The sequence below is a fragment of the Pseudomonas frederiksbergensis genome, from assembly GCF_003732665.1.
Classification (GTDB): domain Bacteria; phylum Pseudomonadota; class Gammaproteobacteria; order Pseudomonadales; family Pseudomonadaceae; genus Aquipseudomonas; species Aquipseudomonas frederiksbergensis_G.
The window spans coordinates 402,458-415,445 of sequence record NZ_MOBP01000006.1; the positions used below are offsets into that span (position 1 = coordinate 402,458).

12 protein-coding genes are annotated in these 12,988 nt (G+C 59.6%); 2 read left to right on the plus strand and 10 right to left on the minus strand.

Annotation, left to right across the window (positions count from 1 at the left end):
- Nucleotides 1-51: 51 nt before the first annotated feature.
- The 10 genes from BK665_RS11790 to BK665_RS11840 all read right to left on the minus strand — a co-directional run bounded on the left by BK665_RS11790 (nt 52) and on the right by BK665_RS11840 (nt 10,706).
- Nucleotides 52-342, minus strand: a complete 291-nt coding sequence (locus BK665_RS11790) for a type II toxin-antitoxin system RelE/ParE family toxin (RefSeq protein ID WP_123405627.1) — start codon at nt 340-342, stop codon at nt 52-54.
- Complete coding sequence (locus BK665_RS11795) at nt 320-568, minus strand: CopG family ribbon-helix-helix protein (RefSeq protein ID WP_123405629.1); 249 nt, start codon at nt 566-568, stop codon at nt 320-322. Before BK665_RS11795 ends, BK665_RS11790 begins: the two co-directional genes overlap by 23 nt.
- A gap of 192 nt (nt 569-760) precedes the next feature.
- Entirely contained in the window at nt 761-2,245 is a 1,485-nt protein-coding gene (locus tag BK665_RS11800; protein WP_123405631.1) for an APC family permease, read from the minus strand.
- 235 nt (nt 2,246-2,480) lie between these two features.
- Nucleotides 2,481-3,905, minus strand: a complete 1,425-nt coding sequence (locus BK665_RS11805; RefSeq protein WP_123405633.1) for a gamma-aminobutyraldehyde dehydrogenase — start codon at nt 3,903-3,905, stop codon at nt 2,481-2,483.
- Between the two features lie 168 nt (nt 3,906-4,073).
- Complete coding sequence (locus BK665_RS11815) at nt 4,074-4,883, minus strand: ABC transporter permease (protein ID WP_123405635.1); 810 nt, start codon at nt 4,881-4,883, stop codon at nt 4,074-4,076.
- On the minus strand, nt 4,873-5,820 hold the full coding sequence (locus BK665_RS11820; RefSeq protein ID WP_123405637.1) for an ABC transporter permease: 948 nt from the start codon (nt 5,818-5,820) through the stop codon (nt 4,873-4,875). Before BK665_RS11820 ends, BK665_RS11815 begins: the two co-directional genes overlap by 11 nt.
- Before the next feature lies 1 nt (nt 5,821).
- Nucleotides 5,822-6,859: an ABC transporter ATP-binding protein gene (locus BK665_RS11825; protein ID WP_123405639.1), complete on the minus strand. Its 1,038-nt coding sequence runs from the start codon at nt 6,857-6,859 to the stop codon at nt 5,822-5,824.
- 108 nt (nt 6,860-6,967) lie between these two features.
- Nucleotides 6,968-8,119, minus strand: coding sequence for a putative ABC transporter substrate-binding protein YdcS (gene ydcS, locus BK665_RS11830; protein ID WP_123405641.1), 1,152 nt, complete (start codon nt 8,117-8,119; stop codon nt 6,968-6,970).
- Nucleotides 8,120-8,201: 82 nt separating this feature from the next.
- The gene (locus tag BK665_RS11835; RefSeq protein WP_123405643.1) at nt 8,202-9,659 is read right to left on the minus strand and encodes a gamma-aminobutyraldehyde dehydrogenase; all 1,458 of its coding nucleotides are present in this window, start codon (nt 9,657-9,659) and stop codon (nt 8,202-8,204) included.
- Nucleotides 9,660-9,791: 132 nt separating this feature from the next.
- Nucleotides 9,792-10,706: a LysR family transcriptional regulator gene (locus BK665_RS11840; RefSeq protein ID WP_123405645.1), complete on the minus strand. Its 915-nt coding sequence runs from the start codon at nt 10,704-10,706 to the stop codon at nt 9,792-9,794.
- A 188-nt stretch (nt 10,707-10,894) separates the two neighbouring features.
- Between BK665_RS11840 and BK665_RS11845 the strand changes: the two genes are divergently transcribed.
- Together BK665_RS11845 and BK665_RS11850 are read left to right on the plus strand one after the other, a co-directional pair.
- Nucleotides 10,895-11,620 carry a tellurite resistance TerB family protein gene (locus BK665_RS11845; RefSeq protein ID WP_123405646.1) on the plus strand — a complete coding sequence of 242 codons (726 nt, stop codon included), beginning with the start codon at nt 10,895-10,897 and terminating at the stop codon, nt 11,618-11,620.
- A 263-nt stretch (nt 11,621-11,883) separates the two neighbouring features.
- On the plus strand, nt 11,884-12,975 hold the full coding sequence (locus tag BK665_RS11850) for an acyltransferase family protein (protein ID WP_123405648.1): 1,092 nt from the start codon (nt 11,884-11,886) through the stop codon (nt 12,973-12,975).
- The last annotated feature ends 13 nt before the right edge of the window (nt 12,976-12,988 follow it).

Genomic DNA, 12,988 nt, shown 5'->3' on the forward strand with positions numbered 1-12,988 from the left:
GGAGGAGGACTGTTCAGCCGTGACAATCGTGTCGCGGCTGGACTTCATTAATTACCAATCCTGAGTTCTTTCCGTGCGTTGATGTAGAACACGCAGGACCTGTATTTGACTATGCATCAGTCGATAGGGGGCAATGAACGGATAACGGCCAAGTACTAGTTCACGCACATCCGGGACAACCGATGGTCTGCCAGAACCCGGGAATCGTTCCAATTGTTGGAAAGACTGCAGAATCGTTGAAATCACCTCAAGGGCTGAGCCAGTTCCAACGACGCCGTGATAGTACTCATAAATCGCGTCGAGATCGCTTTCAGCTTTTTCAGTCAGTACTACGCTCGGCACGTTCTGCCCACTTAGCCTTCACGGCTTCCAGATCGGTAAGTTTTCCTGCATCGGCATCAGCAATGCCTTCGCTTATGGCCTGTAGATGCCATGACTCGGCTTCCACATATCGAACCAGTGCACGCTTGAGATGATACTGGCGGTCTCGATCGGTGGCGGCTGCAAGTTGGTCCAACTGTTGGGCCAAAAGCTCTTCAACTCGAAAAGACAAAACGGGCGAGGCCATGGTGGCTCTCCTGAGAGGGTGTATACGTTGTAAACGACGTAAACACCCTAGGCCGTGCCAATGTGTTCGTCAACCAATTTGGCGTGCATTGGTTGAGCAAACTTTAGCGGCAGAATACAAACCGAACAGGGGCGATGTATTTCGAAACGCAAAGATTGCCCCGGTGCCTTCAACAGCCCCGGGGCAAAATCCTTACCGACTAACCTTCCAAGCATCTCCCGCAGGCGCAGTCCCGTGGTCATACGGCTTGGCAATCCACATGTAGATCAACCCCAACCCAATCACAATCGCCGTACTCAACACCATCGCATAGTTGATATACCAAGCCGCATCCGGCGTACGCGGCCACGCCATGTTGATGATCGCGCCGACGCCGTAAACCAATGCGCCAATGTTCACCGGCAAACCCCAAGCACCCAGGGTGAATTTGCCGCTCGGTTTCCAGCCTTTCATCCGTGCGTACAGCGCGGCCAACACGATCATTTGGAACGCCAGATATATCCCGATCGCGGCGAAGCTGACGATGGTTGCCACCGCATCTTGCAGGAAGAATCCGAGCACGATGATCAACGCAGGCAGGACACCCGACACAAACAGCGCCGCCACCGGCACTTGAGTCGTAGGAGAAATCTTCTTCAGCAGTTTGCTGCCAATGACCATTTCATCCCGGGCGTAGGAATACAGCAGACGACTCGCCGCCGCTTGTAGGCTGATGACGCAGGAGATGAAGGAAATCATCACCACGCCCATCACCACTTTCGAGCCCACCGGGCCGAAGGCGTTGTTGAGGATGGTGGTGACCGGGTCTTTGTCGGTGCCGTTGATCACGGCTTGCATGTCCGGCACGGCGAGGATCAGCGCCAGGCAGGCGAACATCGCCGAGATGCCGCCGATGTAGATGGTCATGCGCATGGCAATCGGGATTTGCTTGCTCGGGTTCGGGGTTTCTTCGGCGACGTCGCCGCAGGCTTCGAAGCCGTAGTAGAGGAACATCCCGGCCAGTGAGGCGGTGAGGAAGGCCGGCAGGTAGGAGCCGTCGATGCGGATGTCGAAGGTGTTGAACAACACGCTGATGGGTTGATGGCGCTCGAAGACCAGCAGGTAAACGCCGACGACCACGGCGCCGATCAACTCGCAGAGGAAGCCGAACATGGCGATCCGCGCCAGCACTTTGGTGCCGCTGAGGTTGACCAGGGTGGCGAACAGCGTCAGGCACAAGGCGATGACGATGTTGGTGTTGTTGCTCGGTTCAAAACCCATCATCGCGGCCAGGTAAGGGCCGGCACCGACGGCCACGGCGGCGATGGTCACGCACAGCGCGATGGAGTAGATCCAGCCGACCATCCACGCCCATTTTTTGCCCACCAGGCGGCGAGCCCACGGGTAGACGCCGCCGGAAATCGGGAATTGCGACACCACTTCACCGAAGATCAGGCACACCAGCAACTGGCCGCAACCGACCAGCAAGTAGGCCCAGAACATCGGTGGCCCGCCGGCGGCGAGGCACAGGCCGAACAGGGTATAAACCCCGACGACCGGTGAAAGGTAAGTGAAGCCCAGGGCGAAGTTTTCCCACAGGCTCATGCTGCGATTGAAGTTCGAGGTGTAGCCCAGTTTGCGCAGTTGCTCGGCATCGCTGTCGGCTGCGGCGGGGGAGAGTTCGGGTGATGCACTCATGGTCTGTCAGCTCCGGAAAATCGGCAGATTTCGGATGTCCGAAACCGTGGCGGGGCCGTGAAGGCGCTGCCCGGGTCGGTGGTTATTGTTTTGGTTTGTTTGAGGTGAAGCCTGGTGGTGCTGGGTGCCGGTTTCTTCCTTGATATTGCGGTGAGGCCTTCGCGAGCAAGCCCGCTCCCACATTTGGAATGCATTCCCCTGTGGGAGCGGGCTTGCTCGCGAAGCTTTTAAGCTTTCAATGCTTGAACATCACATGCCGAACAACGGTGTAGTCCTCCAGCCCATACATCGACATGTCCTTCCCGTAACCGGACAATTTCTGACCGCCATGGGGCATTTCGCTGACGAGCATGAAGTGGGTATTCACCCACGTGCAGCCGTACTGCAAACGCGCGGCCAGACGATGGGCGCGGCCGACGTCCGAGGTCCAGACCGACGACGCCAGGCCATAGTCCGAATCATTGGCCCAACCCAGCACTTGGGCTTCATCGTTGAACTTGGTCACCGACACCACCGGCCCGAACACTTCGCGGCGAACGATTTCGTCGTCCTGTTGCGCGTCGGCCAAAACGGTCGGTTCGAAGAAGAACCCATTGCCTTCCACAGCCTTGCCGCCCGTGACCAGACGAATATGCGACTGCGCCACGGCACGCTCGACAAACCCGGCCACGCGGTCGCGGTGTTGCGCGGTGATCAGCGGACCCAACTCCGTCGCCGGGTCATCCTGCAAACCGTACTTGATGCTGCTGACCGCCGCGCCAAGCTTCTCGACGAATTTGTCGTAGATACCTTTTTGCGCATAGATGCGGCACGCGGCGGTGCAATCCTGGCCGGCGTTGTAAAAACCGAAGGTGCGAATGCCTTCCACGGCTGCGTCGATGTCGGCGTCGTCGAAGATGATCACCGGGGCTTTGCCGCCCAGTTCCATGTGCATGCGTTTAACGCTGTCGGCGGTGCTGGAAATGATGTTGGCGCCGGTGGCGATGGAACCGGTCAGCGAGACCATGCGCACCTTTGGATGGGTCACCAATGGACTGCCGACCGTAGGACCACGGCCGAACACCAGATTGAGCACACCCGCCGGGAAAATGTCCGACGCCAATTCCACCAAACGCAACGCGGTCAGTGGCGTTTGTTCCGACGGCTTGAGCACCACGGTATTACCGGCGGCGAGGGCCGGGGCGATTTTCCAGGCGACCATCATCAGCGGGTAGTTCCACGGCGCGATGGAGGCGATCACACCCACCGGGTCACGGCGGATCATCGAGGTGTGACCGGCCAGGTATTCTCCACCGGCAGAACCGCTCATGCAGCGGCTGGCGCCGGCGAAGAACCGGAACACGTCGGCAATCGCCGGGATCTCGTCGTTCAGCGCGGCGCTGTAAGGCTTGCCACAGTTGTCCGACTCCAGTTTCGCCAGTTCCTCACCGTGGGCTTCGATGGCGTCGGCGAGTTTGAGCAGCAGCAGCGAGCGTTCTTTCGGCGGGGTTTGCGACCAGGCTTCGAAGGCGTTGTCGGCGGCGCGTACGGCGGCATCGACCTGAGCTTCGCTGGCTTCGTTGATTTCCACCAGTACGCGGCCGAGGGCCGGGTTGAACACCGGTTGGGCGGGGCCTTCGCCGTCAATCAGTTGGCCGTTGATCAAGAGTTTGGTTTGCATGACATGTCCTCATCGAAACTATTGTTTTTGTCGGCTATGGAATTCGGTCCCCTGTGGGAGCGGGCTTGCTCGCGAAAGCGGTGTGTCAGGCGCCATCAATGTTGAAGGTGCTGGCCTCTTCGCGAGCAAGCCCGCTCCCACAGGGGATAGTTGTTGTCCGTGATTGATCTATTTCCCGCCACTGCCCGCCACGCTTTCACCACCTCGGGTCAGGTAATAAGCGCCGAGGATCGGCAACATGGTCACCATCATCACCAGCATCGCGACGACGTTGGTCACCGGCACGTCCCGTGGGCGGCTGAGTTGATTGAGCAGCCACAGCGGCAGGGTGCGTTCATGGCCGGCGGTGAAGGTAGTGACGATGATTTCGTCGAACGACAGGGCAAAGGCGAGCATGCCGCCGGCCAGCAACGCCGAGCCAAGGTTCGGCAGGACGATGTAGCGGAAGGTCTGCCAGCCGTCGGCGCCGAGGTCCATCGAGGCTTCGATCAAACTGTGTGAAGTACGGCGCAACCGGGCGATGACGTTGTTGTAGACGATCACCACGCAGAAGGTCGCGTGGCCGACGATGATGGTGAACATCCCCGGCTCGATCCCCAGCGTCTTGAAGGTCGCCAGCAACGCGATCCCGGTGATGATCCCCGGCAGTGCGATCGGCAGGATCAGCATCAGCGAGATGCCTTGTTTGCCAAAGAACTCCCGGCGGTACAACGCCGCCGACGCGAGGGTGCCGAGGACCATCGCAATCAATGTCGCGATGGCGGCGATTTCCGCCGACAACTTGATTGCTTCCAGCACGTCCGGCCGCGAGAACGCCACGCTGAACCACTTCAAGGTGAAGCCCTTGGGCGGAAAGCTGAACGCTGCTTCTTCGGTGTTGAAGGCGTACAAAAAGATGATCAGGATCGGGAAGTGCAAAAACACCAACCCGCCCCAGGCTGCGATGCGCAGACCTATAGAAGCTTTCTCAGAGTGCATCGAAGGCCCCCAGTCGTTTAACGATAGTCAGGTAAACGGCGATCAACACAATCGGCACCAGAGTGAACGCAGCGGCCATCGGCATGTTGCCAATCGCGCCTTGCTGGGCGTAGACCATGCTGCCCACGAAGTACCCCGGCGGCCCCACCAATTGCGGCACGATGAAGTCGCCCAAGGTCAGGGAAAACGTGAAGATCGAACCGGCGGCAATACCCGGAATCGACAGCGGCAGAATCACTTGCATAAAGGTTTGGCGCGGCTTGGCTCCAAGGTCCGCCGAAGCTTGCAAAAGCGACGGTGGCAGGCGTTCCAGCGAGGCCTGGATCGGCAGGATCATGAACGGCAGCCAGATGTAGACGAACACCATGAAACGGCCAAGGTGCGAGGTCGACAAGGTGCTGCCACCCACGCCGGGAATGCCAAGGATGAATTGCAAAACCGGCTCCAATCCCAGGTGCTGAACAAACCACTGCGCCACGCCGCCCTTGGCCAGCAGCAAGGTCCAGGCGTAGGCCTTGACGATGTAACTGGCCCACATCGGCAACATCACCGCGATGTAGAAAAACGCCTTGGTCTTGCCGGTGGTGTAGCGCGCCATGTAGTAGGCGATCGGGAACGCGACGATGGCGCTGGCGATCGACACCACAATCGCCATGCTCAGGGTTCGCAGGATGATGTCGAAGTTCGATGGCTGGAACAGTGCAGCGAAGTTCGCCAGGGTCAGGTCCGGGGTGACCGCCATAGTGAAGTCGTCGAAGGTGTAGAAACCTTGCCACAGCAGCACCAGCAACGAGCCGAGGTAGATCGCGCCAAACCACAGCAGCGGCGGCACCAGCAGCAGCGCCAGGTAAAAGTTCGGCCGGCGATACAGCAGGTTGGAAAACCGCCGCAACGGCGAACCATTGGCCGGGGTTTGAGAAATCGCCAAGGTGTTCATCTCACACCCCACCCACAACATTGTCGTGCAGCGGAATCATGGCTTCGCGAGCCCAACGGGCGCTGATGCGTTGCCCGGTCTGGTGCTGGGCGCTGGTGTCCAGCCACTGCACGTTGGCCTGGCTGATGCTGAGGACCTGGCCGTTTTCCAGCTTCACTTCATAGCGGGTGGCGCTGCCCTGGTACTGGATGTCGTGGAGCAAGCCGCTGACTTCAATTTCATGGCTGGCCAGCGGACCTTCGGCGAAACGCACGTGTTCCGGGCGAATCGAGAACGGCTGCGGGTTGCCGCTCAACTGCTTGGCCAAATCGCCGCGAATCACGTTCGATGTGCCGACGAATTCAGCGACGAAGGTGGTCGCCGGTTTCATGTACAGATTGCGCGGTGTGTCGACCTGTTCGATGCGCCCCTTGTTGAACACGGCCACGCGGTCGGACATCGACAGCGCTTCAGTCTGATCGTGGGTGACGAAGATAAAAGTGATGCCGAGCTGGCGTTGCAGTTTCTTCAGCTCGCCCTGCATTTGTTCGCGCAGCTTGAGATCGAGAGCACCCAGCGGCTCATCAAGTAACAGGACGCGGGGACGATTGACCAAAGCGCGGGCCAACGCCACACGCTGGCGCTGACCGCCGGACAGTTGCACCGGTTTGCGCTCGCCGTAGCCGCCGAGGGCGACCATGTCGAGGGCTTCTTCGGCGCGCTTCTGGCGTTCGGTTTTGCCGACACCTTTGACTTTCAAACCGTAGGCGACGTTGTCGCGAACGTTCATGTGCGGGAACAGCGCGTAATCCTGAAACACGGTGTTGACGTCACGCTGATACGGCGGCAGCCCGGCGGCTTCTTCGCCGTGAATACGGATCGAGCCGGTGCTCGGTTGTTCGAACCCGGCGATCAGGCGCAGGCACGTGGTTTTGCCCGAGCCGGAAGGGCCGAGCATGGAAAAGAACTCGCCGTCCTGGATATCGATGGAAACCCGGTCAACGGCCTTCACTTCGCCGAACTGCCGGGAAACGTTGGTGAACTGGACTGCAAGCGTCATGGTGCGGTGCTCCGAAAACTGAAAAGCCTTAAAAGCTTCGCGAGCAAGCCCGCTCCCACATTGGAATGCGATCAAAATGTGGGAGCGGGCTTGCTCGCGAAGGGGGCCTTAACGACCGCCCATAATCGCGATGTAATCCTGGGTCCAGCGGCTGTACGGCACGAACTTGCCGCCTTCAGCCTGCGGGGTTTTCCAGAAGGCGATTTTTTCGAACTGGTCGAAACCGTTGGTCTTGCATCCCTCGGCGCCGAGCAATTCACTGCCGGTACACGCCGCCGGCACCGCTGGCAACGAGCCGAACCACGCCGCTACGTCACCCTGGACTTTCGGTTGCAGCGACCAGTCCATCCACTTGTAAGCGCAGTTCGGGTGCTTGGCCTCGGCGTGCAACATCGTGGTGTCGGCCCACCCGGTGGCGCCTTCTTTCGGGATGGTCGAGGCGATTGGCTGTTTCTCGTTGATCAGGCCGTTGACCTGATACGGCCAGGCGCTGGACGCGACCACGCCTTCGTTCTTGAAGTCACTCATCTGCACGGTGGTGTCGTGCCAGTAGCGGTGGATCAGCGGTTGCTGGGCGCGCAACAGATCGAGTACGGCTTTGTATTGCGTTTCGGTGAGTTGATACGGGTCTTTGATCCCCAGTTCGGGCTTGGTGGTTTTCAGGTACAGCGCCGCGTCGGCGATGTAGATCGGGCCGTCATACGCCTGCACGCGCCCCTTGTTGGCTTTGCCGTCCGGCAGGTTTTGCGCGTCGAACACCACGCCCCAACTGGTCGGCGCAGTCTTGAACACATTGGTGTTGTACATCAGCACGTTCGGGCCCCACTGGTACGGGGTGCCGAAAGTCTGTTTGTTGACCACATACCACGGCGCATCCTTGAGACGCGGGTCAAGGCCTTTCCAGTTCGGGATCAACGCAGTGTTGATCGGCTGCACCCGCTTGCCGACGATCAAGCGCAACGAGGCATCGCCCGACGCAGTGACCAAGTCGTACCCGCCCTTGGCCATCAGGCTGACCATTTCATCGGAGGTGGCGGCGGTTTTCACGTTGACCTTGCAGCCGGTTTCCTTCTCGAAACCGGTGACCCAGTCGTAGGCTTTGTCACTCTCGCCACGTTCGATGTAGCCGGGCCAGGCCACGATATCCAGCTGACCTTCGCCGGCGCCGATGGCTTTCAGCGGTTCGGCGGCCTGGATACTGGCACTGGCGAGCAATGCAGTGGTGATTGCACTGAGCAGTGCGGTCTTGTGCACGAACATGGGGATTCCCTCTTCTTTAATTATGGTCGGGGCAGTTGTGAACGTGGTGAAGCATGCCGTTGGCGGCTTGTTATTAGCGTAGTCAGAGATGCTGGCCGTGGCGGGCCATGATGTGCCGCACCACGCTGTAGTCCTGAAGCGAATCGCTGGATAAGTCTTTGCCGTAGCCCGAACGCTTCAGGCCGCCGTGGGGCATTTCGCTGACCAGCATGAAATGGCTGTTGATCCAGGTGCAGCCGTACTGCAAGCGCGCCGCCACCTGCATGGCTTTGTCGAGGTTCTGGGTCCAGATTGACGAGGCGAGGCCGTATTCCGAATCGTTGGCCCAGTCCACGGCTTGGGCGAGTTCGTCGAAGCGGGTGACGGTGACCACCGGTCCGAACACTTCGCGCTGCACGATTTCATCGCTCTGCTTGCAACCGGCGAGCAAGGTCGGCTGGTAATAGAAGCCTGCGCCGGAATGCACCGCCGCGCCGGTGACCCGTTCGATGTGCGGCTGGCCCAGGGCGCGTTCGACAAAACTGGCCACGCGGTCGCGCTGACGGGTGCTGATCAGCGGGCCGATTTCATTGTCGGCGTCGCGTTTACCGGCGAAACGCAGGCTGCTGACCGCCGCGCCCAATTCCGCCACCAAGCGATCATGAATCCCGGCCTGTGCATAAATCCGGCACGCCGCCGTGCAATCCTGACCGGCGTTGTAATAGCCGTAGGTGCGCACGCCTTCGACCACCGCTTGAATGTCCGCGTCGTTGCAGACGATTACCGGGGCTTTGCCGCCGAGTTCGAGGTGGGTGCGCTTGAGGGTTTTTGCCGCGGCTTGCAGGATTTTTTGCCCGGTGACGATATCCCCAGTCAGCGAGACCATGCGTACCTTCGGGTGGCTGACCAAGTGGCTTCCAACCCCTTCACCGCCGCCGCAGATGATGTTGATCACCCCACGCGGCAGAATCTCGGCCAGCGCCGGGGCCAGCGCAAGGATCGACAGCGGCGTGTGTTCGGACGGCTTGAACACCAGGGTGTTGCCGGCGGCCAGTGCCGGGGCGATTTTCCAGGCGGCCATCATGATCGGGTAGTTCCACGGCGCAATCGACGCCACAACGCCAATCGGATCGCGCCGCACCATGCTGGTGTAGCCGGGCAGGTATTCGCCGCTGAGCTGGCCGGTCTGGCAGCGCACGGCACCGGCGAAGAAACGGAATACATCCACCGTGGCGCTCAAATCGTCCTGGCGGGCCAGGTGCAACGGCTTGCCACAATTCAGGGATTCGAGACGGGCGAGCAGGTCGGCGTTTTTTTCGATGGCGTTGGCAATGTCCAGCAACAGATTGGAACGTTGCTGCGGTGTGGTCCGTGACCAACTGGCGAAGGCGTGGTGGGCGGCGAGGATCGCGGCTTCGACTTGTTCGGTGCTGGCTTCGGCGATGTGCGTCAGCACTTCGCCGGTGGCGGGGTTGAGGATCGGCTCGACAAAGCCCTGGCCCTGGACCAATTCGCCATCGATCAACAACGCGGTGAACAACGGGGTCTGCGCGCCAGCCATTTTTCGGGTTCTCTTTTCTTGTGTGGCCATGGTGCTCCCAGTGACTGGGGCCCGGCCGTCTTATAAAGATGTAACAAGACTAGTGCGCGAGCCCGAGGTCGACAAATTCTAAATACTGAAGGTGGCGTTCGATTAAATAGATGGCTTGCGCCCGCCGTGGGGCTGCTCGCGGGCGACCGTCAGGAATGGATCGACAAGGGCCGGGCGCGCAGTGCCGCGCCGCCACGCCAGGCCGACGTCAAGGGTCTGGCTGAGGTCGGCAATGGGGCGGGCTTCGATGATGTCGCCCTCCAGGGACCAGGGGCGATAGGTCATGTCGGGCTGGATCGATACGCCCAAGCCAGCGGCAACCAGGCTTCGCACGGCTTCCGTGGAGGCGGTGCGCAAGGTGATGCGCGGTTGCAACGAGGCCGCCGACCACATGCGCTGGGCGTTTCGGTCCATTTCATCGACATTGAGCTGGATCAGCGGCTCTCGCGTGACATCGGCAAGGTTGATGCTGTCGTGTTCCAGCAGCGGATGCTGGGCTGGCAACCACAAGCGGTGGGGCGAGTGGGTCAGGACTTCGGTCTGCAAGGCGTGGCGATCTTCGAGGTTGGAAAGGATCAGCACGCCGACATCGATCTCGCCGCTGACCAGCAAATGTTCAATGTAGGGGCGCTCGTCTTCCATCACGCGGATTTCGACGTTGGGGTAGGCGCGCTGGAATCGTGTGAGCAGGTCCGCCAGGTAGTAACCGGCGACGAGACTGGTTACGCCAATGATCAACTGTCCGGCAACCTGATCGGTGCTTTGTTGCAGGCTGCGTTTGGCGTTGTCCACCGTCGCCAGAATCAAGTGCGCCTGACGTAGGAATTGATGCCCTTGGTGTGTCAGGGTCATGCCTTTGGCGTGTCGGTTGAACAGGCTGATGCCGATTTCCTGCTCCAGTTGCTGGATCGCCAGGGTCAGGGTGGATTGGGAAATAAATGCGGTTTGCGCAGCGGCGGAAATCGAGCCGGTCTCGGCCACGGCGATGAAATGACGGATCTGACGCAAGGTCATCATGGGAAAAGTACCCGGTGGGCGGTTTTTATAGATTTGATCGAGTGTATATCTTTTTAATCGATGGCCAGGGTTGAGGCTTCGGCCAACAAGCAACATCTCGAAGCACTCTCGTCTCCGGTTCCAAGGCACTTTCGATCTAGGCTGGTGGCCTGAATGATCCGGTTACCCCGAATTCGTGGAGGCAACAAATGAACACCCGTGGATTGCTCGATCAGCTACTCAAGTCCGGTCAGGACATGTTGCAGAACAAGTCTGGCGGTCATCAGAACAAGGCCTCCGGTGGCGGGCTGGGCGGCTTGCTCGGCGGCAGCGGTGGCGGCTCGGGTGGCCTCGGTGGTTTGCTGTCGGGCGCGGGCGGCGGGGCCCTGGCGGCAGGGGCGATGGGACTTTTGCTGGGCAGCAAGAAGGGTCGCAGTGTCGGCGGCAAGGTCCTGACCTATGGCGGCCTCGCGGCGCTGGGCGTGATCGCCTACAAAGCCTACGGCAATTGGCAGGCCCAGCAGGGCGCAGCACCGAAGATTGAACCGCGAACCGTCGACCGAGTCCCGCCGGCGCAGGTTGAACAGCACAGTCAGGCGATCCTCAAGGCTCTGGTGGCAGCGGCCAAGGCTGATGGCCATGTCGATGAGCGCGAACGCGCATTGATCGAAGGTGAATTCACCAAACTCGATAACGACCAGGAACTGCAGCACTGGCTGCACGCCGAACTCAACAAACCCCTGGACCCCACCGACGTCGCCCGCGCAGCCGCCACCCCGGAAATGGCTGCGGAGATGTACATCGCCAGCGTGATGCTGGTGGATGAGGAGAACTTCATGGAGAAGAGCTACCTCGATGAACTGGCGCGGCAACTGAAGCTTGAGCCGGGGTTGAAGGCGGAACTGGAGAAACAGGTGCGCCAGGCTTCTATGTAATCCCTTGAACCGCCCTCGCGGGCAAGCCTCGCTCCTACAGGTTGATTGCGTTCCTCTGTAGGGGCGAGGCTTGCCCGCGAAGGCGTCCTCAACCCCGACACATCCCCCCTCTATGACCATTTCACGGCCCATTTTTGCCGATACGCCACTGGCACTTTTTCCCCGAGATAGCGGAAAGTCCGCGCTCTACACCGCCGCCTTCAACGGTACGGAAACTTGATATTGCCGACGCCACAGCGCAGGCATCGCAAAGGATGCACTGCATGACCTCGCAGAATCGCCTGTCCCACCTGGATGCCCTGAGAGGCATCGCTGCATTGATGGTCGTAGTGGCTCACTTCATCGAACGAACACCGCTCAAAGACACGTTCTTTTTCACCTACGTGAACCTTGGGCAAATGGGTGTCGTCATCTTTTTCCTGCTCAGCGGGATGGTTATTCCCTATAGCCTCAAAGAAGGGAAACATGCGCTGGTTGCCTTTGGTATTTCCAGGTTTTTCAGACTGTACCCGGCTTACTGGTTCTCCATTGCACTGGCCGTCACCAGTTCGTACTGGTTTTTATCGACGCCGGTCCCGACTAAGTCCGTGCTGATCAATATGACGATGTTTCAGGCGCTCCTGGGGACGCCCGATTTATTTGGTGTCTATTGGACACTGATCATGGAGATGTTTTTTTACATGTCCTGCGCCGCGTTATTTAGCGTCGGCTTGCTGGGACGTGTCTCCGTACGTTTTGGCGCGGCGGTCGGGCTGTTGGTGGTGGCGCTGGTTTTCGCAACGGCCCGGTTCTATCTGGCGAAAAAAATCCCCGTGGGTTTGCCTTTATGCCTGTCGATCATGTTCTTTGGCAGCTTCTGGCGAGACGTCAGCCTGGGTTCCAACAGCCAGTTGGATCGCAAGTACGTCTATGCGTGGCTCGCCCTGTTCTTCGTTGCCCTGCCTTTCATTTGTTTTCTCGCCTATAACGCCAACTATGGGCACAACGAAAATCCCTATTCCTACTGGGTCAGTTACCTCGCAGGCTTGGCGTTTGCCATCGCCATGACCCTGTTTTTGCGTCGGCCAATAAAAGGCCTGGTGTATCTGGGCACCATCAGCTACTCGGTTTATCTCGTGCATCCCTTCTTTCTGGAGTGGGCGGCGTACACAACAAACCTGCCGGCGGCGTTCAACGTGGGTGTTTTTCTGTTGTACATCCTGGCAACGCTCGCGCTATCGAGCATCAGCTACGCCTTGTTGGAAAAGCCTTGCGTCAGCCTGGGAAGAACCCTCAATAAAAGGCTGCAGACCGGCGCCACACAACGGGTGCCGCCGCTGAACACACCGGCAAGTGACAGCAACGCTGGAAGGTAGGGGTTTCAGATTG

Bases quoted from the DNA above. Each gene is read 5' to 3' on its own strand.
- BK665_RS11800 (WP_123405631.1), bottom strand. From the start codon at position 2,245: ATGAGTGCATCACCCGAACTCTCCCCCGCCGCAGCCGACAGCGATGCC.
- ydcS (WP_123405641.1), bottom strand. From the start codon at position 8,119: ATGTTCGTGCACAAGACCGCACTGCTCAGTGCAATCACCACTGCATTG.
- BK665_RS11835 (WP_123405643.1), bottom strand. From the start codon at position 9,659: ATGGCTGGCGCGCAGACCCCGTTGTTCACCGCGTTGTTGATCGATGGC.
- BK665_RS11805 (WP_123405633.1), bottom strand. From the start codon at position 3,905: ATGCAAACCAAACTCTTGATCAACGGCCAACTGATTGACGGCGAAGGC.
- BK665_RS11825 (WP_123405639.1), bottom strand. From the start codon at position 6,859: ATGACGCTTGCAGTCCAGTTCACCAACGTTTCCCGGCAGTTCGGCGAA.
- BK665_RS11850 (WP_123405648.1), top strand. From the start codon at position 11,884: ATGACCTCGCAGAATCGCCTGTCCCACCTGGATGCCCTGAGAGGCATC.
- BK665_RS11815 (WP_123405635.1), bottom strand. From the start codon at position 4,883: ATGCACTCTGAGAAAGCTTCTATAGGTCTGCGCATCGCAGCCTGGGGC.
- BK665_RS11840 (WP_123405645.1), bottom strand. From the start codon at position 10,706: ATGATGACCTTGCGTCAGATCCGTCATTTCATCGCCGTGGCCGAGACC.
- BK665_RS11820 (WP_123405637.1), bottom strand. From the start codon at position 5,820: ATGAACACCTTGGCGATTTCTCAAACCCCGGCCAATGGTTCGCCGTTG.
- BK665_RS11845 (WP_123405646.1), top strand. From the start codon at position 10,895: ATGAACACCCGTGGATTGCTCGATCAGCTACTCAAGTCCGGTCAGGAC.
- BK665_RS11795 (WP_123405629.1), bottom strand. From the start codon at position 568: ATGGCCTCGCCCGTTTTGTCTTTTCGAGTTGAAGAGCTTTTGGCCCAA.